Origin of the sequence: Citrobacter sp. Cf087 (genome assembly GCF_030334285.1) — a bacterium.
GTDB lineage: Bacteria > Pseudomonadota > Gammaproteobacteria > Enterobacterales > Enterobacteriaceae > Citrobacter > Citrobacter freundii.
The window spans coordinates 357,700-379,334 of the sequence record NZ_JAOWED010000028.1; the positions used below are offsets into that span (position 1 = coordinate 357,700).

A 21,635-nucleotide genomic window follows, 5' to 3' on the forward strand; every position below is an offset into this window, starting at 1 on the left:
CGCTATGTCTGACGACATTTCTTTGGGTTCGCCTTCGTCAGCAGGCGAACACGGTGTACTACGCTCCATGCAGGAGGTTGCAATGAGTTCCCAGGAAGCCAGCAAGATGCTGCGTACTTACAATATTGCCTGGTGGGGTAATAACTACTACGACGTCAATGAACTGGGCCACATCAGCGTGTGCCCGGATCCGGACGTACCCGAAGCGCGCGTTGACCTTGCTGAGTTGGTGAAAGCCCGTGAAGCGCAGGGCCAGCGTCTGCCTGCATTGTTCTGCTTCCCGCAGATCCTGCAACATCGTTTGCGTTCGATTAACGCCGCGTTTAAACGAGCCCGTGAATCTTACGGTTACAACGGTGACTATTTCCTCGTTTACCCGATCAAGGTCAACCAGCATCGTCGCGTGATTGAATCGCTGATCCACTCCGGCGAACCGCTGGGGCTGGAAGCTGGTTCCAAAGCTGAATTGATGGCCGTTCTGGCCCATGCCGGAATGACCCGTAGCGTGATCGTGTGTAACGGTTATAAAGACCGCGAATATATCCGTCTGGCGCTGATTGGCGAGAAGATGGGCCATAAGGTCTATCTGGTCATCGAGAAGATGTCTGAAATCGCTATCGTGCTGGATGAAGCTGAACGCCTGAATGTCGTTCCGCGTCTGGGCGTGCGTGCGCGTCTGGCGTCGCAGGGCTCTGGCAAGTGGCAGTCCTCCGGCGGTGAAAAATCAAAATTCGGCCTGGCGGCAAACCAGGTGCTGCAACTGGTAGAAATTCTGCGCGAGCGTGGTCGTCTGGACAGCATCCAGTTGCTGCACTTCCATCTCGGCTCCCAAATGGCGAACATTCGTGATATCGCCACCGGCGTACGTGAGTCGGCGCGTTTCTACGTTGAGCTGCACAAGCTTGGCGTTAATATCCAGTGCTTCGACGTGGGCGGTGGTCTGGGCGTAGATTACGAAGGTACCCGTTCGCAGTCTGACTGTTCCGTAAACTACGGTTTGAACGAATACGCCAACAACATCATCTGGGCTATTGGCGACGCCTGTGAAGAACACGGTCTGCCGCATCCGACGGTAATCACCGAGTCTGGCCGCGCGGTAACCGCGCACCATACCGTGCTGGTATCTAACATTATCGGCGTTGAGCGTAGCGAACACACCGAAGCCACACCTCCGGCTGACGATGCGCCACGTGCCCTGCAAAGCATGTGGGAAACCTGGCAAGAGATGCATGAACCGGGAACCCGTCGTTCGCTGCGTGAATGGCTGCACGACAGCCAGATGGATCTGCACGATATTCACGTTGGGTACTCTTCAGGCACCTTTAGCCTGCAGGAGCGTGCGTGGGCAGAGCAGCTGTATCTGAACATGTGCCATGAAGTGCAGAAACAACTCGACCCGAGCAACCGTGCGCACCGTCCGATTATCGACGAGCTGCAGGAGCGTATGGCGGATAAGATTTACGTCAACTTCTCGCTGTTCCAGTCGATGCCGGATGCGTGGGGGATCGATCAGCTGTTCCCGGTCATGCCGCTGGAGGGCTTAAACCAGGTGCCTGAACGCCGCGCGGTGCTGTTGGATATCACCTGTGACTCTGATGGCGCTATCGACCACTACGTTGACGGTGATGGCATTGCGACCACCATGCCGATGCCGGAATACGACCCTGAGAACCCGCCGATGCTGGGCTTCTTTATGGTGGGTGCGTACCAGGAGATCCTCGGCAACATGCACAACTTGTTTGGTGATACCGAAGCGGTTGACGTGTTCGTCTTCCCTGACGGCAGCGTAGAAGTTGAGCTGTCCGACGAAGGGGATACCGTGGCGGATATGCTGCAATACGTGCAGCTGGATCCGAACACCCTGCTGACGCAGTTCCGTGACCAGGTGAAAAACACCGATCTGGACGCTGAGCTGCAACAGCAGTTCCTCGAAGAGTTTGAAGCCGGTCTGTACGGTTATACTTATCTGGAAGATGAGTAACGATAAATGCCAGGTGGTGCTGCGCTTACCGTTCCTACGAAAGTAGGCCGGATAAGGCGAAGCCGCCATCCGGCAGTCGGAATCCGCGGGGGCAGCATTTGTGGCACTCACTTGAATCCGTACAAAATAACGGCGATAATTTGCCGTAAATATGCAGTTACCAAATCAATCCCTTCCTCGTCGGGCTTAACGACGCGGAGGGGATTTTTTTTCATCGATTTTTAAAGAGGTCAGTACATGAGCACCTTAGGTCATCAATACGACAACTCCCTGGTTTCTAACGCCTTTGGTTTTTTACGTCTGCCGATGAACTTCATGCCGTACGATAGCGACGCCGACTGGGTGATCACCGGTGTACCGTTTGATATGGCAACGTCTGGTCGTGCGGGCGGGCGTCATGGTCCGGCGGCAATCCGTCAGGTGTCCACCAACCTGGCCTGGGAGCACAACCGCTTCCCGTGGAACTTCGATATGCGCGAGCGCCTGAACGTGGTGGACTGCGGCGATCTGGTTTATGCGTTCGGGGATGCGCGTGAAATGAGTGAAAAACTGCAGGCGCATGCTGAGAAGCTGCTGTCTGCCGGTAAGCGCATGCTCTCCTTTGGCGGCGACCACTTCGTCACGCTGCCGCTGCTGCGCGCGCATGCCAAGCACTTTGGTAAAATGGCGCTGGTGCACTTTGATGCCCACACCGACACCTACGCTAACGGCTGCGAATTCGACCACGGCACCATGTTCTACACTGCGCCGAACGAAGGTCTGATCGATCCGAATCACTCTGTGCAGATCGGTATTCGTACCGAGTTCGACAAAGACAACGGCTTTACCGTGCTGGATGCGTGCCAGGTTAACGACCGCAGCGTTGATGACATTATCGCTCAGGTTAAGCAGATTGTCGGTGATATGCCGGTATACCTGACTTTTGATATCGACTGTCTGGACCCGGCGTTTGCACCAGGAACCGGTACGCCAGTGATCGGCGGTCTGACTTCCGATCGTGCTATTAAACTGGTACGTGGTCTGAAAGATCTGAACATCGTCGGGATGGATGTTGTTGAAGTGGCTCCGGCCTACGATCAGTCAGAGATCACCGCACTGGCGGCGGCAACGTTAGCATTAGAAATGCTCTATATCCAGGCGGCGAAAAAAGGCGAGTAACGGTTTCGGGCTATTTTACTCGCCATTTTGAACCCGGGCAGTGCTCGCCATCCTCACGTACTACGTGTACGCTCCGGTGGCTGTGCGCTGTCCGGTCTCAAACTGGCTTCGCCAATAACGCCCGATCGCTGGACTAAATTTGTAATTCTGTAGGCCGGATAAGGCGTTCACGCCGCCATCCGGCACTGTTCGAAGATTATTTGATCCCGTCTGCGCTCATGCGATCGCGAATATGTTGCGCACGTTCTGCGGATGCCGGATGATCGTCAAACATTGAGCTTTGACGTCCTGCTTCCAGTTTTGCCAGTTTCTCAAAACTGGTGGCTAAGCCAGCCGGATTGATCCCACGTTTGCGCAACAGATCATACGAGTAATCATCCGCCTCGGATTCCTGACGCTGGGAGAACTGTGAGTTCACCAGTTTCTCGCCAAGATCGCCCAATTGCGATTGCGACAGGCTGCCGACAATCCCGCCAGCGGAAGCCGCAGCTGCCCGCACGGCGTTCGTACCCAGCGCAACCTGCATCCCTTTTTTCACGTGACCCAGCGCAACGTGACCCATTTCGTGGCCGATCACCGCTTCGACTTCGTTGTCGGTCATCATATCCATCAGGCCGCTGTATACGCGGATACAGCCGTTCGCCATGGCAAAGGCATTTACATCTTTCGCCATATAGACTTTGTAGTTCACCGGCTGGCCGTTAATGTTATCGCCAAGCGCGGCGGCGATTTTGCCAAGACGCGTTGCATACTCGCTGCCAGCCGGGGCGATGGTAGCTTTGCTGTCCATATCCTTACAGGCCTGATCGCTCAGCGCTTTTACCTGCGCATCGCTCAGACTGTAGGCCTGAAAAGCCTCTGCGCCTGAGGAAAGCAGTCCGTTTGAGTCCATGTTCTGGCAGCCGGTCAATGCCGCCGCCATGCTCGTAGCAAGCAGTAAAGCGCGAATTTTCATTTTTTCTCTTCCGCACAAAGTCAGGATTATTCTAAAAAATGCGTCGTTTGCAGGTGAACCGACGCTCGGCATAAGTATAAAGAAAAGAACAATAAGCGGGCGAGAAGATTGCGCAACTTGCGCGCATGATCCAGAGATTTCTGAAGCGGTAAAAGGATGCTCCATGTACATGACACGCGGCTTGGGTTACATTGTTGGCACTTTTTTCCGGCGTAGCCCAAAACGCGCTGTCGTCAAGTCGTTTAGGGCGTGGCCTTCATTATCCGATCTGGAGTCAAAATGTCCTCACGTAAAGAGCTTGCCAATGCTATTCGTGCGCTGAGCATGGACGCAGTACAGAAAGCCAAATCCGGTCACCCGGGTGCCCCGATGGGTATGGCTGACATTGCCGAAGTCCTGTGGCGTGATTTCCTGAACCACAACCCGACTAACCCGTCCTGGGCTGACCGTGACCGCTTCGTGCTGTCTAACGGCCACGGTTCAATGCTGATTTACAGCCTGCTGCACCTCACCGGCTATGATCTGCCGATGTCCGAGCTGCAGAACTTCCGTCAGTTGCACTCCAAAACGCCGGGTCACCCGGAAGTGGGTTACACCGCGGGTGTTGAAACCACGACCGGTCCTTTGGGTCAGGGCATTGCGAATGCAGTGGGTATGGCTATCGCTGAGAAAACGCTGGCGGCGCAGTTTAACCGTCCTGGTCACGACATCGTTGACCACTTCACCTATGCTTTCATGGGCGACGGCTGCATGATGGAAGGTATCTCTCACGAGGTATGTTCCCTGGCCGGTACGCTGAAACTGGGTAAACTGGTTGCGTTCTACGATGACAACGGCATCTCTATCGATGGCCACGTTGAAGGCTGGTTCACCGATGACACCGCGAAGCGTTTCGAAGCTTACGGCTGGCACGTGATTCGTGGTGTAGATGGTCACGATGCTGACGCGATTAAACGCGCTGTTGAAGAAGCACGCGCAGTGACCGACAAACCGTCCCTGCTGATGTGCAAAACCATCATCGGTTTCGGTTCTCCGAACAAAGCCGGTACCCACGACTCTCACGGTGCACCGCTGGGCGATGCAGAAATCGCACTGACCCGCGAACGGCTGGGCTGGAAATACGCGCCGTTCGAAATCCCGTCTGAAATCTACGCGCAGTGGGATGCGAAAGAAGCCGGCCAGGCAAAAGAAGCCGCATGGAACGAGAAGTTCGCTGCTTATGCCAAAGCTTTCCCGCAGGAAGCTGCTGAATTCACCCGTCGTATGAAAGGTGAAATGCCGTCTGACTTCGACGCAAAAGCCAACGAGTTCATTGCTAAGCTGCAGGCTAACCCTGCGAAAATCGCCAGCCGTAAAGCGTCTCAGAACGCGATTGAAGCCTTCGGTCCTCTGCTGCCTGAATTCCTCGGCGGCTCTGCTGACCTGGCACCGTCTAACCTGACTCTGTGGTCTGGTTCTAAGGCCATCAACGAAGATACTGCCGGTAACTACATCCATTACGGTGTACGTGAATTCGGTATGACCGCGATTGCCAACGGTATTTCCCTGCATGGTGGTTTCCTGCCGTACACCTCCACCTTCCTGATGTTCGTGGAATATGCCCGTAACGCGGTGCGTATGGCTGCGCTGATGAAACAGCGTCAGGTGATGGTCTATACTCACGACTCCATCGGTCTGGGTGAAGATGGCCCGACTCACCAGCCGGTAGAGCAGGTTGCTTCTCTGCGTGTGACCCCGAACATGAGCACATGGCGTCCATGTGACCAGGTTGAATCCGCAGTAGCATGGAAATACGGTGTTGAGCGTCAGGACGGCCCGACCGCGCTGATCCTCTCCCGTCAGAACCTGGCACAGCAGGAACGTACTGCAGAGCAACTGGCGAACATCGCTCGCGGTGGCTACGTGCTGAAAGATTGCGCGGGTCAGCCGGAGTTGATCTTCATCGCCACCGGTTCTGAAGTTGAACTTGCCGTGGCTGCCTGGGACAAACTGACCGCTGAAGGCGTGAAAGCGCGCGTGGTTTCCATGCCGTCTACCGATGCATTCGACAAGCAGGATGCGGCTTACCGTGAATCCGTACTGCCGAAAGCCGTCTCTGCTCGCGTCGCTATCGAAGCTGGCATTGCTGACTACTGGTTCAAATACGTGGGCCTGAACGGCGCTATTGTCGGTATGACTACCTTTGGTGAGTCTGCACCGGCAGAACTGCTGTTTGAAGAATTCGGCTTCACCGTAGACAACGTGGTCGCGAAAGCAAAAGAACTGCTGTAATTTCGATTACAGGTGAAAACGGGTCGCTCAGGCGGCCCGTTTTTAATTTGGCTGAATTTAATTCACATTGCGCAATCAGTAAATTTAGATCTGAATCACAAATATGATATTTAGTGTTATTTGGTATTTGCAATGCACGTCACATAATTAGTGTTGCTTTTTATTTTTAATGGCTCAATTCATTGTTTTTAAAGACTTCACAAAAAGACATTCCGCGCCATACGTATTTTCCCCCTCGATTGATTTCATTTTGCCGCACGCGTATTTTATTTTTAACGCTAACTCGTACCCTAAAAATAAAATAAGGAAAATGTATGCGGCTGATTGATTACTTTCCAGAATCATCTATATCAATAAAAGATTCAGCAAAGAACTGGCAGGAAGCAATTGACTTTTCTATGTCATCCTTACTCGCCAATCATTATGTCAATTCAGATTATATTCAGGCGATCAAAGACTCAACGATTAACAATGGCCCTTATTATATTTTAGCGCCTGGTGTCGCCATGCCACACGCTCGTCCGGAATGTGGCGCGTTAAAAACCGGAATGTCATTAACGCTTCTTAAACAGGAAGTGAAATTTGCCGATGATGATGAAGGTATCAGATTATTAATCGGGTTGTCGGCGGCAAATGCTGACTCTCACATTGGCGCTATTCAGGCTTTAAGCGAATTATTATGTGAAGAGGAAGCGCTAAGCGCTTTGTTAGCGGCTAAATCAGAAAAACAGCTGGCGGATATTATCGCCTTTGCATAATTCATCGTTTCCTTTCAGGATAATATTATGGAAAACAAGTCTGCTCGTGCCAAAGTCCAGGCTTTTGGTGGTTTTTTGACTGCAATGGTCATTCCCAATATCGGTGCCTTTATTGCCTGGGGTTTTATAACCGCATTGTTTATTCCTACCGGTTGGATGCCGAATGAGCATTTCGCCAAAATTGTCGGTCCGATGATTACCTATTTACTGCCTGTCATGATTGGCTCCACAGGGGGACATCTGGTTGGTGGGAAACGTGGCGCGGTAATGGGAGGCATTGGTTCTATTGGCGTTATTGTGGGCGCGGATATCCCGATGTTCCTTGGCGCGATGGTGATGGGACCACTTGGCGGCTGGGTGATTAAGCATATCGACCGCCTGCTGGAAAAACGCATCCCTGCTGGTTTCGAGATGGTTATCAATAACTTCTCCCTGGGTATCGCGGGAATGCTCTTATGTTTGCTGGGATTTGAAGTCATTGGCCCGGCGGTTCTCATTGCCAATAACTTTGTGAAGGAGTGTATTGAAGCGTTGGTTCATGCGGGTTATCTGCCGTTGCTATCCGTAATCAATGAACCCGCGAAAATCCTCTTTCTGAATAATGCTATCGATCAGGGCGTCTATTATCCGCTGGGAATGCAACAAGCTTCTGAAACGGGAAAATCGATTTTCTTCATGGTGGCATCTAACCCAGGGCCGGGGTTAGGCCTGTTACTCGGCTTTGCCATTTTCGGTAAAGGGATGAGTAAAAAATCCGCGCCAGGTGCCATGATTATCCACTTCCTCGGTGGTATTCATGAGCTGTATTTCCCGTATGTGCTGATGAAGCCTTTAACCCTGATTGCGATGATTGCCGGGGGAATGACCGGAACGTGGGTATTCCACCTGCTGGACGGTGGGTTGGTTGCAGGACCGAGCCCAGGATCAATATTCGCCTATCTGGCATTAACGCCAAAAGGATCTTTCCTCGCGACCATCGCAGGCGTTACAGCGGGAACAATTGTTACTTTTGTGATTACATCTGTAATCCTGAAAATGGAAAAGAGCGTAGAAACAGAAAGTGAGGATGACTTTGCTGAATCAGCCAGAACCGTCAAAGCGATGAAGCAGGAAGGTAAATTCTCTTATAAAAATATTAAACGCGTCGCTTTTGTCTGTGATGCGGGAATGGGTTCCAGTGCGATGGGGGCAACCACGTTTCGTAAGCGTCTGGAGAAAGCGGGATTAAATATTAACGTCACGCACTATGCTATCGAAAACGTTCCACAAGATGCCGATATTATTGTCACCCATGCCAGTCTTGAAGGTCGTGTTAAACGAGTGAGTGAAAAGCCATTAGTACTTATTAAGAACTATATTGGTGATCCACTGTTGGATGATTTATTTAAACGCATTACTGCGAACTAACCTTCTTCTATTTTGGGAGTAAGTATGAAAACGAAAGTGGCTGCCATATATGGCAAGCAGGATATTCGTATCCGCGAATTTGATCTGCCTGAAATTACAGATAACGAATTGTTAGTAAGCGTAATATCCGATAGCGTTTGTTTGTCCACCTGGAAAGCGGCGGCATTAGGGAGCGATCATAAACGCGTGCCGGACGATTTGGAAAATCATCCGGTCATTACCGGACATGAATGTGCAGGTATCATTGTTGAGGTGGGAAAAAACCTTACGGATAAATATAAGAAAGGTCAGCGTTTTGTGTTGCAACCCGCGATGGGATTGCCAAGTGGATATTCCGCGGGATACAGCTACGAATATTTTGGCGGTAATGCGACATATATGATTATCCCGGAAGTGGCGATTAATCTGGGATGCGTTCTACCTTACCACGGCTCTTATTTTGCCGCCGCCTCATTGGCAGAACCGATGTGCTGCATTATTGGCGCGTATAACGCGAATTTTCACACCACGCCTTACGTCTATGAGCATCGCATGGGGATTAAGCCGGGGGGAAGCATTGCGCTTCTGGCCTGCGCCGGGCCGATGGGTATCGGAGCAATAGATTATGCCATTAACGGCAGTATTCAGCCGTCACGCGTGGTGGTGGTCGACATTGACGAAGCACGACTGGCGCAGGCTAAAAAATTGTTGCCGGTTGAGCTGGCGGCAGAAAAAGGGATTGAGCTTATCTATGTGAATACCTTCGGTATGGACTCCCCGACCGCGATGCTGCGCGCCCTTACTAATGACGCAGGTTTTGATGATGTCTTTGTGTATGCGGCAGTGCCAGCCGTCATTGAAATGGCTGACGATTTACTCGCGGAAGATGGTTGCCTGAATTTCTTTGCCGGTCCGACGGACAGCAACTTTAAAGTGCCGTTTAATTTTTATAACGTGCACTACAACAGCACTCACGTGGTCGGGACCTCCGGTGGATCAACGGATGATATGAAAGAGGCTATTGCACTCAGTGCAACCGGACAGCTACAGCCGTCGTTTATGGTGACGCACATTGGCGGCCTTGATGCGGTTCCGGAAACCGTATTGAATTTACCGGCAATTCCTGGCGGTAAGAAGCTGATTTATAACGGCGTTACCATGCCGCTAACCGCCATTGCTGATTTTGCCGAGAAAGGGAAAACTGACCCATTATTCAAAGAGTTGGCGCTGCTGGTGGAGGAAACGCACGGCATCTGGAACGAAAAGGCAGAAAAATATCTGCTGGCACACTTCGGCGTTGATATCGGGGAGGCGGCGATATGATGTCGCTGGCATGGCCGTTATTTCGTATCACGGAGCAGGCTGCGTTGGCAGCCTGGCCGCAAACCGGGTGCGGCGATAAAAACAAGATTGATGGTCTGGCCGTGACGGCAATGCGCGAAGCATTGAACAGTATTGCCATCCGCGGACGAATCGTCATTGGCGAAGGGGAGATTGATCAAGCCCCGATGTTGTGGATTGGTGAGGAAGTGGGAACCGGCGCCGGACCAGAGGTCGATATCGCTGTCGATCCTATTGAAGGTACGCGAATGGTGGCGATGGGGCAATGCAATGCGCTGGCCGTCATGGCGTTTGCCCCTCGCGGCAGTTTGTTACACGCCCCTGATATGTACATGAAAAAACTGGTTGTTAATCGGTATGCAAAAGGGGCGATTAATCTGGCGCTGCCGTTGGCAGACAATCTGCGCAATGTGGCTGAGGCACTGGGCAAACCGCTGGAGCGACTGCGGATGGTGACGCTGGATAAACCGCGTCTTCAACCAGCGATTGCCGAAGCGACACGGCTTGGGGTCAAAGTCTTTGCGCTGCCCGATGGTGATGTGGCCGCCAGCGTGCTGGCCTGTATGCAGGAAAATCCCTATGACCTGATGTACACCATTGGCGGGGCACCTGAAGGGGTTATTTCAGCTTGCGCAGTTAAAGCGCTGGGGGGCGACATGCAGGCTGAACTGATTGATTTTTGCGCGGCGAAAGGTGATAGCGCAGATAATCGTCTGATTGCGGCACAGGAACGTCAGCGCTGCAGGGAAATGGGCGTTGAGATCAACCGTATCTACGCGCTAGACGAACTGGTAGGGGGAAATAAGATCCTCTTCAGCGCGACGGGGGTTACGGGCGGCGATCTTGTGAAAGGGATCCAACAGGTTGCGAATGGTGTGCGCACGCAAACTTTACTGATCGGCGGCGCGGATCGAACGTGTAATATAATAGACTCTCTGCATTCATGGTGATTTATCGGATAACTAATGACGACGCTGACAGAAGACGATGTGCTTGAGCAACTGGATGCTCAAAATAATTTACTTTCGTTTATGACGACGGCACATAACATTTTGCTCCAGGGCATTAAGCGCTTTCTGCCGTCGCTGTTCGTTAATAACGATGAAGAGATCGTGGAATATGCAGTGAAGCCGTTGCTCGCCCAGAGTGGACCGCTTGACGATATCGACGTTGCGCTACGTCTGATTTATGCGCTGGGAAAAATGGATAAATGGCTTTACGCCGATATCACCCATTTTTCCCAGTTTTATCAGTACCTGAACGAGCAGGATACTATCCCCGGTTTTGCCGATGACATCACCTGGGATTTTATCAGCAACGTGAACAGTATTACCCACAACGCAACGCTCTACGGCGCACTGGAGTCAATGAAATTTGCCGACTTTGCTGCGTGGTCTGAGGTGCGCTTTAGTGCAATGGTCAAGACGGCAATGACGCTGGCAGTGACGGCGATTTTAAAGGAATTAACGCCGTGAAAATCAAACTAACGGTGAATGGGCTACAGGTTGAAGCACATTACCATGATGATGAGATAGAGAACGTCCACAAACCGTTATTACAGCAACTGGCAAAAATACACGCTGCTAATCCGCAGCGACGTACGATAGTTTTTCTCTGCGCGCCACCGGGTACGGGTAAATCGACGCTGACCACCTTCTGGGAATATCTCTGCGCTCAGGATCCTTGTCTACCAGAGATCCAGACGCTGCCGATGGATGGCTTCCATCACTACAACAGCTGGCTGGATGCCCATAACCTGAGGGCATACAAAGGTGCGCCGGAAACCTTTGATGTGGATAAGCTTGCGCAGAATCTACGTCAGATAAGGGAAGGAGAAGGATTCTGGCCGCAATATGATCGGCAAAAGCACGATCCGGTCGAAGAGGCCATACGGGTGACTGCGCCGATGGTGATTGTGGAGGGAAACTGGCTATTGCGCGATGATGAAAGATGGCGAGCGTTAGCTGAGTTTTGTGATTACTCGTTGTTTATTCGCGCTCCAGCCAATGCGCTGCGTACGCGGCTGGTAGGCCGTAAACTGGCTGGCGGACTCTCACAAGCTGACGCTGAGGCATTTTATGAGCGTACCGACGGACCGAATGTTCGTCGGGTGCTGGAAGATAGCCTGTCAGCAGACCTTATGCTGGAGATGACGATTGAGGGGGCATATCGGACGGCATGAGGTTTTTGTTGTGTAGCCGTACTATGCGCGAAAAATGGCGCTGCGTAAATGCAGCGTCATGGCTGATCGCTACAACGCTGGCGCCACGTGTACGACACACTGCCAGCCAGTTTTCGAAGACGCCAAGCCAGTGTGCATCAAAGTCCCGACTGGGCTCATCCAGCAGTAGAATAGCGGGTTTGAGGGCTTCCAGACTGGCGACGGCAACCATACGTCGTTGTGCCGTATGCAGATCGAGCGGGTGCGCGTCGGCGACATCCTCTAACTGACATAATCGCAGCGCCGCCATCGTGCGTTGCGCAATTTCAGTCGCCGGAAGCTTCTGTAGCCGTAATCCGAAGGCCACTTCCTCTGCAACCTTGCTGTGAAAGATTTGATTCTCCGCCTCCTGAAACAGTACGCCGAGCACCCTGGCGCGCTCCCGGTTTTTCAGTTGCGCAATCGCACGATTTTGAACGGTTATTGTGCCGGATGAGGGCGTCAGTAGCCCGGCCATGATGCGCAACAGCGTGGATTTTCCTGCGCCATTATCGCCCGTTAGCGCCAGCCATTCCCCCTCCTGGTGTTCCAGCGAAATATTGCGTAAACAGTCATCGGCGGCGTTCGGCCAGCGATAGCTGATCTGGTTTAGCGTCAGCATAGTGATGACAATGCTCCGTCGCGCAGCTGCCATGCCTGCTGGCAGTAGCTGAGAAAAGGTGAAGGGTTGCGTTCGAAAAGTATCACCAAAGCATGCTGTTCCTGTGCCCACTGTTGCAGTCGCGCCAGCAGTATTGCCGTGGCTTGCGCCGTCAGGCGACTGAACGCTTCATCCAGAATCAATATTTTCGGCTGCATGGCGAGTGCGCTGGCAATGACTACCCGCTGGGTTTCCCCGCCGGAAAGGGTGCCGGGATGACGATGGCGTAGGGGCTGACATTCTGTCAGCGTAAGGGCGGCATCTATGCGCTGCATAATTTCAGTCTCGGTAAGGCAGAGATTTTCCGGGCCAAACGCCACTTCTTCCTCCACGCTGAAAGTACAACCTGAAAGCTGCAGGTAAGGTGACTGCTGCACAAGCTGGATGGTACTCGACTGCTCGACCAGCGATAGTTGCCCGATGGGATTACCCAGTAGCGTGCCTGTGCCCTCAATTTCTCCCGGAAGGAAGTCGGGGTACCAGCCAGCCATCAGCTGTGCCAGCGTACTTTTCCCGCAGCCGTTGTCACCAAAAATAGCCACCATACCAGGCCTGGCGTAATGGAAATCGTAACAGGCGGATGGCCGCATAGCGTGCGTCGGAATATAGCGAAACTGCTCTAACGTAACCATATCCAGATTCCTGTCTCAACTGCCATCAGAACCACCATACCGTAGCGGGCCAGACGTTGTAAGGTGCTGTCTGGCGGCGCCCATAGCGTGGTGCGAGTGCGATGCAGGCGAAATCCCCGCATATCGAGCGCTGCACCGCGAACGGCCAAGTCATTGAGCGCGTTATGGGTGAGCGGCACAATCAATGCCGGCATAGCGCGTAAACGTTGGTACCAGGACTCATCCAGCGGTACGCCGCGTGCGCGCTGTGCCTCGTGAATAATCGCCAATTGGTGTTTGAGCTGTTCAACCACCAGCAGCGGGCCTGCGAACAGATAGGCAACGCCTGGCGGCAGGCGTGAAGCAAACAGGGCGCGCATAAAGCGCGCAACCGGCACGTACTGCATCCACATCTGCGATGTCGACACAATGGCGAGGATCCGCAGCCAGAGCGTAACGGCATCGACCCAGCGTTCTGGTGTGCGCGGCTGCCCGCTAATCCACTCGGTAAGCCATCCGCCGTGTACCAGCCATAGCCCCAGTCCTAAGGGGATCATCAGCCAGAGTACGTATTTCGCCCGCGACCGCGTAGCCTTCATACATAGCAAACCGAAAAACGTCGCGGCGCTATACAAGCTGAGCGGCACTCCGGCTGGCAGCAGGAGCATGGAGCAGGCGGCAAGCACCCATAGAGTTAACGACGTAAACGGATGCATTTAGCGCACGGCAGACATCGTAGGGAAATGGCGCGTGGTGCGCAGCGGAAGCTGTCGCAGCAGCACCCAGACGATGATTGCCGTGAGGATTTTATCGACCAGATTCGCACCGATGACGGTGATGGCGACGGACTCCACCAGGTTCTGACCGACCGAGTGCATCCAGGCGACAAAAAGATCCGCGCCGCTGCCAGTGACACCGCCGAACAGAGTCGTGCGAATCGGCACGGCAACGAGGGTCACGGCAAGCGTGATAATTACGCCGCTAACCACGACTTTGGGTAAGGTGCGAAACCATCCCGCCCGTGCCAGCCAACCGGCGACCAGTCCAATAACCATGGCAACGGGCGCAAAGGCGGCGGCGATCGGATCGGTCAGCAACCCCCACAATAGGTTAGTGAGTAATCCGGTTAGCATCCCCACAACCGGACCTAACAGCACCGCGCTGATCAACGTGCCAATCGAGTCGAGAAAAATAGGTAATTTCAACATGCTGATAAGCTGCCCACCGACCATGTTGATGGCGATAGCAATGACAATAAGAACCAGAGACTGGCTGGAAAATTGGCGACGCGCCATAAAAGACCTCGTATAAGTGAATCGTTAGCGGGATGAAATAACCAGTTCGTCATAACCGGAAACGGCGCAGGGCTGACGGCTGAATGCCAGAGACGTCAACTCGCCAATCACCAGTTCCAGCGTGGTTCGCACGGTACAGCCCGGCATCATGTGTCCGCCCAGCATCGCGCCGTGTGGGTCAGCAACCGCCAGATGAAGATGCTCGCCGGTAAGTTCTAGCGTGCCGTTCAGAGAGATAATTTCCCACGTACCCGTAAGTAATGTGGTTTCTTCACGTCCGGCGAAGCGCAGAGCAATGTTGGTCAAACTGCCGGTGCAACCCGCTATCCAGGCTGCCTGTAGTTGATGCTGCTGGATAAAAGCGTGTAGCGCTGAAAAGACTTCCTGGCCCGGTAATAAACGCAGCGCATGAAAGCGAGCTTCAGATGGTTGGGGATAGAATGTTGCCATAGTTGAGGGACTCCGAGACTCGGACGTTGCGCTGATAATATAGACGCGGGTTAGGGAGCTTTCTGATATAAATCAGGATTTGTGACATGGCAACGAAATAATCTTGCTACGGTTATTCGTAATTCTGGAATATGGAATAAAAGTCGCGTTGAAGGACGTTAAAATGTGACGTAAGTCAGATAACTGTGTTCTGTTGCTGGACAATCATTCCTTTTATTCCGCGTTTCGCTTATTCTAGCTGAAGCGTTTCAGTCGATTAAATGTTCGACAATTAACCAATTAGTCGCAGTTTGCGACAGGTAAGGTTTCCCTGAGCGATTTGCTGCATTACTCTGTCTGCCACATCGTTTCTGAGAAATCCTTGCAGGAGACCTATGACCGTACGCGTAGCGATTAATGGTTTCGGTCGCATCGGACGCAACGTGGTTCGTGCTTTGTATGAATCCGGGCGTCGGGCGGAAATCACCGTGGTGGCAATCAACGAACTGGCGGATGCTGCAGGCATGGCGCATTTGTTGAAATATGACACCAGCCATGGGCGTTTTGCCTGGGATGTTCGTCAGGAACGAGACCAGCTCATCGTTGGCGATGACGCGATCCGCATTCTGCATGAGCGAACGCTCGATGCGCTTCCATGGCGCGAACTGGGTGTCGACGTTGTGCTGGATTGTACTGGGGTCTTCGGCAGTCGCGAACACGGCGAGGCGCATATTGCCGCCGGCGCAAAGAAAGTGCTCTTTTCACATCCTGGTAGTCACGACATCGACGCAACCGTTGTGTTTGGCGTTAATCAGGATCAGTTGCGCGCTGAGCACCGGATCGTTTCCAATGCCTCCTGCACCACGAATTGCATAATACCCGTCATTAAATTGCTGGATGATGCTTACGGCATTGAGTCTGGTACCGTCACCACGATCCACTCCGCGATGCACGATCAGCAGGTTATTGATGCTTATCATCCTGACCTGCGTCGCACGCGAGCGGCCAGCCAGTCGATCATTCCGGTTGATACCAAACTGGCGGCGGGCATCACGCGAATTTTCCCGCAGTTTAACGATCGTTTTGAAGCGATAGCGGTGCGTGTACCGACCATAAATGTGACGGCGATCGACTTAAGCGTGACGGTGAAAAAACCAGTAAAAGCCAGTGAAGTCAACCAGTTGCTGCAAAAAGCAGCACAAGGTGCATTTCATGGTATAGTTGACTATACGGAATTACCGTTGGTCTCAGTAGATTTTAACCACGACCCGCACAGCGCCATCGTTGATGGTACGCAAACGCGCGTGAGTGGCGCTCACCTGATCAAAACGCTGGTCTGGTGTGATAATGAATGGGGCTTTGCTAACCGTATGCTCGATACGACGTTAGCGATGGCTGCTATTGGTTTCAGGCTCGACGCTTGAGCGTCGACAAAACTTTATGAATCAACGAGAGGATTCACCATGTCTGTAATTAAGATGACCGATCTGGATCTGGCTGGTAAACGCGTTTTTATCCGTGCGGACCTGAACGTACCAGTTAAAGAAGGGAAAGTAACCAGCGATGCGCGTATCCGTGCTTCCCTGCCGACCATCGAACTGGCCCTGAAACAGGGTGCTAAAGTGATGGTAACTTCCCACCTGGGTCGTCCTACCGAAGGCGAGTACAATGAAGAATTCTCTCTGCTGCCGGTTGTTAACTACCTGAAAGACAAACTGTCTGCTCCGGTTCGCCTGGTAAAAGATTACCTGGACGGCGTTGAAGTCGCTGCCGGTGAACTGGTTGTTCTGGAAAACGTTCGCTTTAACAAAGGCGAGAAGAAAGACGACGAAGCGCTGTCCAAAAAATATGCTGCTCTGTGCGACGTATTCGTTATGGACGCTTTCGGTACTGCTCACCGTGCGCAGGCGTCTACTCACGGTATCGGTAAATTCGCCGATGTCGCTTGTGCAGGTCCGCTGCTCGCTGCCGAGCTGGATGCACTGGGTAAAGCACTGAAAGAACCTGCTCGTCCGATGGTTGCTATCGTTGGTGGTTCTAAAGTTTCTACCAAACTGACCGTTCTTGATTCTCTGTCAAAAATCGCTGACCAGCTGATTGTTGGCGGTGGTATCGCGAACACCTTCGTTGCTGCTCAAGGTCACAATGTGGGTAAATCCCTGTACGAAGCTGACCTGGTTGACGAAGCTAAGCGTCTGCTGACCACTTGCGACATCCCGGTTCCGACCGACGTTCGCGTAGCGACTGAATTCTCTGAAACCGCACCGGCTACCCTGAAATCCGTTAGCGATGTAAAAGAAGACGAGCAGATCCTGGATATCGGCGACGCTTCTGCACAGCAGTTGGCTGACATCCTGAAGAATGCGAAAACCATTCTGTGGAACGGCCCGGTTGGCGTGTTCGAATTCCCGAACTTCCGCAAAGGTACTGAAATCGTTGCTAATGCCATCGCAGACAGCGAAGCATTCTCTATCGCAGGCGGCGGTGACACCCTGGCAGCAATCGACCTGTTCGGCATTGCTGACAAAATCTCCTACATCTCTACTGGCGGCGGCGCGTTCCTCGAATTCGTGGAAGGCAAAGTACTGCCAGCAGTAGCCATGCTCGAAGAGCGTGCTAAAAAGTAAGAATTTAATGGGCAGGGAAACCTGCCCTTATTTTAGCGCGCTTTAGGGCGCGCGCCCTTTCCAAGGCCGAAGATACAGGACTCGTAAAATGTCTAAAATTTTTGATTTCGTAAAACCAGGCGTAATCACTGGTGATGACGTACAGAAAGTTTTCCAGGTAGCTAAAGAAAACAACTTTGCTCTGCCAGCTGTTAACTGCGTGGGTACCGACTCCATCAACGCCGTTTTGGAAACTGCTGCAAAAGTTAAAGCGCCGGTAATCGTACAATTCTCCAACGGTGGTGCTTCTTTCATCGCGGGTAAAGGCGTGAAGTCCGACGTTCCTCAGGGCGCTGCAATCCTGGGTGCTATCTCTGGCGCGCATCACGTTCACCAGATGGCTGAACACTACGGTGTTCCGGTTATCCTGCACACTGACCACTGCGCGAAGAAACTGCTGCCGTGGATCGACGGTCTGCTGGACGCGGGTGAAAAACACTTCGCAGCAACCGGCAAACCGCTGTTCTCTTCTCACATGATCGACCTGTCTGAAGAGTCTCTGGAAGAGAACATCGAAATCTGCTCCAAATACCTGGCGCGCATGTCCAAAATGGGCATGACTCTGGAAATCGAACTGGGTTGCACCGGTGGCGAAGAAGACGGTGTGGACAACAGCCACATGGACGCTTCTGCACTGTACACCCAGCCGGAAGACGTTGATTACGCATACACCGAGCTGAGCAAAATCAGCCCGCGTTTCACCATCGCAGCTTCCTTCGGTAACGTACACGGCGTTTACAAGCCGGGTAACGTCGTTCTGACCCCGACCATCCTGCGCGACTCTCAGGACTATGTTTCTAAGAAACATAACCTGCCGCACAACAGCCTGAACTTCGTCTTCCACGGCGGTTCCGGTTCTACTGCTCAGGAAATCAAAGACTCCGTAAGCTACGGCGTAGTGAAAATGAACATCGACACCGATACCCAATGGGCTACCTGGGAAGGCGTTCTGAACTACTACAAAGCAAACGAAGCTTACCTGCAGGGCCAGTTGGGTAACCCGAAAGGCGAAGATCAGCCGAACAAGAAATACTACGATCCGCGCGTATGGCTGCGTGCTGGTCAGGCAACCATGATCACCCGTCTGGAACAGGCTTTCAAAGAACTGAACGCGGTTGACGTTCTGTAATTTACGCAGTTCCACGTGACATGAGGCCCGCAAATGCGGGCCTTTTTTATTGCTATGTCAACGCTCTGCTGGCAGAGAATTCTGTGATCTGTTTGGCAAAATCCAGGTTTATTGTTTACCCTTGTCAGGTTGCCAGTCCCGTCAGGGCGGCTTTATTTCTCCCGTTTGGGTAAGCAAAAAAGGAATATTGAATGGAAGATTTGAATGTTGTCGACAGCATAAACGGTGCGGGCACCTGGCTGGTGCGCAACCAGGAACTGCTGTTGAGCTATGCCGTCAACATCGTTGCGGCCATCGCGATTGTCATTATCGGTATGATCGTGGCGCGCATTGTATCAAATACCGTTAACCGCCTGATGCTGGCGCGTAAAATTGATGCCACTGTTGCCGACTTCCTCTCTGCACTGGTGCGTTACGGTATTATCGCTTTCACGCTGATTGCCGCTCTGGGCCGTGTTGGGGTGCAAACAGCCTCCGTGATCGCCGTTCTCGGTGCCGCAGGTTTAGCCGTCGGTCTGGCGCTGCAAGGTTCGCTGTCCAACCTCGCCGCAGGTGTCCTGCTGGTAATGTTCCGTCCGTTCCGTGCGGGTGAGTATGTCGATCTCGGCGGCGTAGCGGGAACCGTGCTCAACGTGCAGATTTTCTCCACCACCATGCGTACCGTTGACGGTAAGATTGTAGTGATCCCGAACGGTAAAATTATTGCCGGGAACATCATTAACTTCTCTCGTGAGCCGGTTCGTCGTAACGAATTTATTATCGGCGTGGCTTACGACTCCGATATCGATCAGGTGAAAAAAATCCTCACCGATATCATTCAGTCGGAAGATCGCATTCTTAAAGACCGTGAAATGACGGTACGCCTCAATGAGCTGGGGGCTTCCTCAATTAATTTTGTTGTACGCGTCTGGAGCAACAGCAGCGACCTGCAAAGCGTCTACTGGGACGTACTGGAGCGTATTAAGCGCGAGTTCGATGCCAACGGCATCAGCTTCCCGTATCCGCAGATGGATGTGAACTTCAAGCGTGTGAAAGAGCGCGCGGCAGAGTAATTACGCGCCCGGAGGCGCTTTTGCTTTCCGGGCCGATAAAAACTTTCTTTCCATTAATTTCCCTAATCTACGATTAAAATTATCCATTTCCGCTAATGTTTTCCCCGCGCTATAGTCTGCTCCTAAGAGAAACAGTTCGGGATGATTAACGTGTTATCGTATTACTTTCAAGGGCTTGCACTTGGTGCGGCCATGATTCTTCCGCTTGGTCCGCAAAACGCCTTCGTGATGAACCAGGGCATTCGCCGCCAGTATCACATCATGATTGCTTTACTCTGTGCTATCAGCGATTTAGTGCTGATTTGTGCGGGGATCTTTGGCGGTAGCGCCTTGCTGATGCAGTCACCATGGCTGATGGCGCTGGTCACCTGGGGTGGGGTGGCTTTTTTACTCTGGTACGGTTTCGGGGCGTTAAAAACGGCGATGAGCAGTAACCTGGAGCTGGCCAGTGCCGAGGTGATGAAGCAAGGGCGCTGGAAAATCATTGCTACTATGCTGGCGGTGACATGGCTCAATCCCCATGTTTACCTGGATACCTTTGTGGTGCTGGGGAGTCTGGGGGGGCAACTGGACGTTGAGCCGAAGCGCTGGTTTGCGCTGGGAACCGTCAGCGCTTCGTTCCTGTGGTTCTTCGGTCTGGCATTGTTGGCGGCCTGGCTGGCTCCGCGTCTGCGCACTGCTAAAGCGCAGCGCATCATCAATACGTTGGTAGGATTAGTGATGTGGTTTATTGCTTTTCAACTGGCAAAAGAAGGTGTTGCGCACGTTCATGCGTTGTTCAACTAAGTGTTGTCTGATGGACAACGCAGCGAGATCGTCTAAGCTTGCCTGCATGTGCCCTGAGTTTCGGGGTAATTATTGAAACATGGAGGAACGACCGTGAAGTTCAAAATAATGGCCCTGGCGGCATTAGTCGGATTCAGCGCACTATCGGTACAGGCAAATGAGTTGCCAAATGGACCGCACATCGTGACTTCCGGAACAGCAAGCGTGAATGCGACACCAGACATCGCTACGCTGGCAATTGAAGTGAACGTTGCTGCCAAGGATGCGGCTTCAGCGAAGAAGCAAGCCGATGAGCGCGTGGCGCAATATCTGTCCTTCCTTGAACAGAACCAGATAGCGAAGAAAGACATTAGCGCGGCCAACCTGCGTACCCAGCCGGATTACGACTACCAGAATGGTAAAAGTATCCTCAAAGGGTATCGTGCGGTGCGCACCGTTGAAGTCACGCTGCGTCAGCTGGACAAACTTAACGCTCTGCTCGATGGCGCGCTGAAGGCTGGTCTGAATGAGATCCGTTCGGTATCGCTTGGTGTTGCCCAACCGGATGCTTACAAAGATAAAGCGCGTAAAGCGGCAATTGATGATGCCATTCATCAGGCTGAACAGCTGGCTGCGGGCTTCAATAGCAAACTTGGCCCGGTGTACAGCGTGCGCTACCACGTTTCCAATTATCAGCCGAGCCCGATGGTTCGGATGATGAAAGCCGATGCCGCACCTGCTGCTTCTGCTCAGGAAACCTACGAACAACCGGTTATTCAGTTTGACGATCAGGTTGATGTCGTCTTCCAGATTGAGCCGACGGCGGGGCAACCAGCTGCAACGCCAGCCAAAACTCAGTAATTGTTGCAGACCCGGCTTGCCAGCCGGGTTTTTTCTGTGAGCAACTGTAAAAATGAGACTTCACATCCGGTCTTTTTTTTCGCCGTAATGAGGATAGGCCATAGCGATTTTTAAGG

The 21,635-nt window shown here is 52.6% G+C and carries 21 protein-coding genes; 15 read left to right on the top strand and 6 right to left on the bottom strand.

The window, feature by feature from the left end; genetic code table 11:
* Positions 1 to 4 precede the first annotated feature (4 nt).
* A complete protein-coding gene (gene speA / locus OGV57_RS10205) occupies positions 5 to 1,981 on the top strand; it encodes a biosynthetic arginine decarboxylase (RefSeq protein WP_003027059.1) in 1,977 nt (658 codons plus the stop codon).
* Between the two features lie 237 nt (positions 1,982 to 2,218).
* Complete coding sequence (gene speB / locus OGV57_RS10210; protein WP_003027056.1) at positions 2,219 to 3,139, top strand: agmatinase; 921 nt, start codon at positions 2,219 to 2,221, stop codon at positions 3,137 to 3,139.
* A gap of 196 nt (positions 3,140 to 3,335) precedes the next feature.
* On the opposite strand, the gene loiP is transcribed toward speB, so the two are convergent.
* Positions 3,336 to 4,094: a metalloprotease LoiP gene (loiP, locus tag OGV57_RS10215; protein ID WP_003027053.1), complete on the bottom strand. Its 759-nt coding sequence runs from the start codon at positions 4,092 to 4,094 to the stop codon at positions 3,336 to 3,338.
* A 279-nt stretch (positions 4,095 to 4,373) separates the two neighbouring features.
* On the opposite strand from loiP, the gene tkt reads away from it, so the two are divergent.
* The 7 genes from tkt to OGV57_RS10250 all read left to right on the top strand — a co-directional run bounded on the left by tkt (position 4,374) and on the right by OGV57_RS10250 (position 12,032).
* The gene (gene tkt / locus OGV57_RS10220) at positions 4,374 to 6,365 is read left to right on the top strand and encodes a transketolase (RefSeq protein ID WP_054528775.1); all 1,992 of its coding nucleotides are present in this window, start codon (positions 4,374 to 4,376) and stop codon (positions 6,363 to 6,365) included.
* Between the two features lie 314 nt (positions 6,366 to 6,679).
* The gene (gene cmtB / locus OGV57_RS10225) at positions 6,680 to 7,123 is read left to right on the top strand and encodes a PTS mannitol transporter subunit IIA (protein ID WP_032950059.1); all 444 of its coding nucleotides are present in this window, start codon (positions 6,680 to 6,682) and stop codon (positions 7,121 to 7,123) included.
* Positions 7,124 to 7,150: 27 nt separating this feature from the next.
* Positions 7,151 to 8,530 carry a PTS mannitol transporter subunit IIBC gene (locus OGV57_RS10230; RefSeq protein WP_016150965.1) on the top strand — a complete coding sequence of 460 codons (1,380 nt, stop codon included), beginning with the start codon at positions 7,151 to 7,153 and terminating at the stop codon, positions 8,528 to 8,530.
* 24 nt (positions 8,531 to 8,554) lie between these two features.
* Positions 8,555 to 9,832 (top strand): zinc-binding dehydrogenase, encoded by a 1,278-nt coding sequence (locus tag OGV57_RS10235; RefSeq protein ID WP_016150964.1) that lies wholly within the window; start codon positions 8,555 to 8,557, stop codon positions 9,830 to 9,832.
* Complete coding sequence (gene glpX / locus OGV57_RS10240) at positions 9,829 to 10,800, top strand: class II fructose-bisphosphatase (RefSeq protein WP_016150963.1); 972 nt, start codon at positions 9,829 to 9,831, stop codon at positions 10,798 to 10,800. The genes OGV57_RS10235 and glpX overlap by 4 nt, the downstream gene beginning before the upstream one ends.
* 15 nt (positions 10,801 to 10,815) lie before the next feature.
* Entirely contained in the window at positions 10,816 to 11,325 is a 510-nt protein-coding gene (locus OGV57_RS10245) for an MltR family transcriptional regulator (RefSeq protein ID WP_032950053.1), read from the top strand.
* A complete protein-coding gene (locus OGV57_RS10250; RefSeq protein ID WP_048217175.1) occupies positions 11,322 to 12,032 on the top strand; it encodes a nucleoside/nucleotide kinase family protein in 711 nt (236 codons plus the stop codon). Before OGV57_RS10245 ends, OGV57_RS10250 begins: the two co-directional genes overlap by 4 nt.
* Here the strand turns inward: OGV57_RS10250 and OGV57_RS10255 are convergent.
* The 5 genes from OGV57_RS10255 to OGV57_RS10275 are packed head-to-tail and all read right to left on the bottom strand — an operon-like array spanning position 11,989 to position 15,067.
* Entirely contained in the window at positions 11,989 to 12,672 is a 684-nt protein-coding gene (locus tag OGV57_RS10255; protein ID WP_054528774.1) for an ABC transporter ATP-binding protein, read from the bottom strand. The two genes, OGV57_RS10250 and OGV57_RS10255, sit on opposite strands and share 44 nt — an antisense overlap.
* Entirely contained in the window at positions 12,666 to 13,343 is a 678-nt protein-coding gene (locus tag OGV57_RS10260; RefSeq protein WP_054528773.1) for an ABC transporter ATP-binding protein, read from the bottom strand. Before OGV57_RS10260 ends, OGV57_RS10255 begins: the two co-directional genes overlap by 7 nt.
* Positions 13,331 to 14,038 (bottom strand): energy-coupling factor transporter transmembrane component T, encoded by a 708-nt coding sequence (locus tag OGV57_RS10265; RefSeq protein ID WP_286531060.1) that lies wholly within the window; start codon positions 14,036 to 14,038, stop codon positions 13,331 to 13,333. The genes OGV57_RS10260 and OGV57_RS10265 overlap by 13 nt, the downstream gene beginning before the upstream one ends.
* On the bottom strand, positions 14,039 to 14,617 hold the full coding sequence (locus OGV57_RS10270) for an ECF transporter S component (RefSeq protein WP_003027040.1): 579 nt from the start codon (positions 14,615 to 14,617) through the stop codon (positions 14,039 to 14,041).
* A gap of 24 nt (positions 14,618 to 14,641) precedes the next feature.
* Positions 14,642 to 15,067 carry a PPC domain-containing DNA-binding protein gene (locus OGV57_RS10275; protein ID WP_003027037.1) on the bottom strand — a complete coding sequence of 142 codons (426 nt, stop codon included), beginning with the start codon at positions 15,065 to 15,067 and terminating at the stop codon, positions 14,642 to 14,644.
* Positions 15,068 to 15,441: 374 nt separating this feature from the next.
* Here OGV57_RS10275 and epd point away from each other — a divergent pair, with 374 nt between their 5' ends.
* The 6 genes from epd to OGV57_RS10305 all read left to right on the top strand — a co-directional run bounded on the left by epd (position 15,442) and on the right by OGV57_RS10305 (position 21,519).
* Positions 15,442 to 16,470 carry an erythrose-4-phosphate dehydrogenase gene (epd, locus tag OGV57_RS10280; protein ID WP_003027035.1) on the top strand — a complete coding sequence of 343 codons (1,029 nt, stop codon included), beginning with the start codon at positions 15,442 to 15,444 and terminating at the stop codon, positions 16,468 to 16,470.
* A gap of 39 nt (positions 16,471 to 16,509) precedes the next feature.
* Entirely contained in the window at positions 16,510 to 17,673 is a 1,164-nt protein-coding gene (gene pgk, locus OGV57_RS10285; protein ID WP_003027032.1) for a phosphoglycerate kinase, read from the top strand.
* Positions 17,674 to 17,761: 88 nt separating this feature from the next.
* A complete protein-coding gene (fbaA, locus tag OGV57_RS10290) occupies positions 17,762 to 18,841 on the top strand; it encodes a class II fructose-bisphosphate aldolase (protein ID WP_003027029.1) in 1,080 nt (359 codons plus the stop codon).
* Between the two features lie 191 nt (positions 18,842 to 19,032).
* Positions 19,033 to 19,893 carry a small-conductance mechanosensitive channel MscS gene (locus tag OGV57_RS10295; protein WP_003027007.1) on the top strand — a complete coding sequence of 287 codons (861 nt, stop codon included), beginning with the start codon at positions 19,033 to 19,035 and terminating at the stop codon, positions 19,891 to 19,893.
* A gap of 150 nt (positions 19,894 to 20,043) precedes the next feature.
* Entirely contained in the window at positions 20,044 to 20,679 is a 636-nt protein-coding gene (gene argO, locus OGV57_RS10300; RefSeq protein WP_003027005.1) for an arginine exporter ArgO, read from the top strand.
* A 93-nt stretch (positions 20,680 to 20,772) separates the two neighbouring features.
* On the top strand, positions 20,773 to 21,519 hold the full coding sequence (locus tag OGV57_RS10305) for an oxidative stress defense protein (protein WP_054528772.1): 747 nt from the start codon (positions 20,773 to 20,775) through the stop codon (positions 21,517 to 21,519).
* The last annotated feature ends 116 nt before the right edge of the window (positions 21,520 to 21,635 follow it).

Coding starts and splice junctions, on each gene's coding strand:
- speA (WP_003027059.1), top strand. CDS start 5: ATGTCTGACGACATTTCTTTGGGTTCGCCTTCGTCAGCAGGCGAACAC.
- speB (WP_003027056.1), top strand. CDS start 2,219: ATGAGCACCTTAGGTCATCAATACGACAACTCCCTGGTTTCTAACGCC.
- loiP (WP_003027053.1), bottom strand. CDS start 4,094: ATGAAAATTCGCGCTTTACTGCTTGCTACGAGCATGGCGGCGGCATTG.
- tkt (WP_054528775.1), top strand. CDS start 4,374: ATGTCCTCACGTAAAGAGCTTGCCAATGCTATTCGTGCGCTGAGCATG.
- cmtB (WP_032950059.1), top strand. CDS start 6,680: ATGCGGCTGATTGATTACTTTCCAGAATCATCTATATCAATAAAAGAT.
- OGV57_RS10230 (WP_016150965.1), top strand. CDS start 7,151: ATGGAAAACAAGTCTGCTCGTGCCAAAGTCCAGGCTTTTGGTGGTTTT.
- OGV57_RS10235 (WP_016150964.1), top strand. CDS start 8,555: ATGAAAACGAAAGTGGCTGCCATATATGGCAAGCAGGATATTCGTATC.
- glpX (WP_016150963.1), top strand. CDS start 9,829: ATGATGTCGCTGGCATGGCCGTTATTTCGTATCACGGAGCAGGCTGCG.
- OGV57_RS10245 (WP_032950053.1), top strand. CDS start 10,816: ATGACGACGCTGACAGAAGACGATGTGCTTGAGCAACTGGATGCTCAA.
- OGV57_RS10255 (WP_054528774.1), bottom strand. CDS start 12,672: ATGCTGACGCTAAACCAGATCAGCTATCGCTGGCCGAACGCCGCCGAT.
- OGV57_RS10260 (WP_054528773.1), bottom strand. CDS start 13,343: ATGGTTACGTTAGAGCAGTTTCGCTATATTCCGACGCACGCTATGCGG.
- OGV57_RS10265 (WP_286531060.1), bottom strand. CDS start 14,038: ATGCATCCGTTTACGTCGTTAACTCTATGGGTGCTTGCCGCCTGCTCC.
- OGV57_RS10270 (WP_003027040.1), bottom strand. CDS start 14,617: ATGGCGCGTCGCCAATTTTCCAGCCAGTCTCTGGTTCTTATTGTCATT.
- OGV57_RS10275 (WP_003027037.1), bottom strand. CDS start 15,067: ATGGCAACATTCTATCCCCAACCATCTGAAGCTCGCTTTCATGCGCTG.
- epd (WP_003027035.1), top strand. CDS start 15,442: ATGACCGTACGCGTAGCGATTAATGGTTTCGGTCGCATCGGACGCAAC.
- pgk (WP_003027032.1), top strand. CDS start 16,510: ATGTCTGTAATTAAGATGACCGATCTGGATCTGGCTGGTAAACGCGTT.
- fbaA (WP_003027029.1), top strand. CDS start 17,762: ATGTCTAAAATTTTTGATTTCGTAAAACCAGGCGTAATCACTGGTGAT.
- OGV57_RS10295 (WP_003027007.1), top strand. CDS start 19,033: ATGGAAGATTTGAATGTTGTCGACAGCATAAACGGTGCGGGCACCTGG.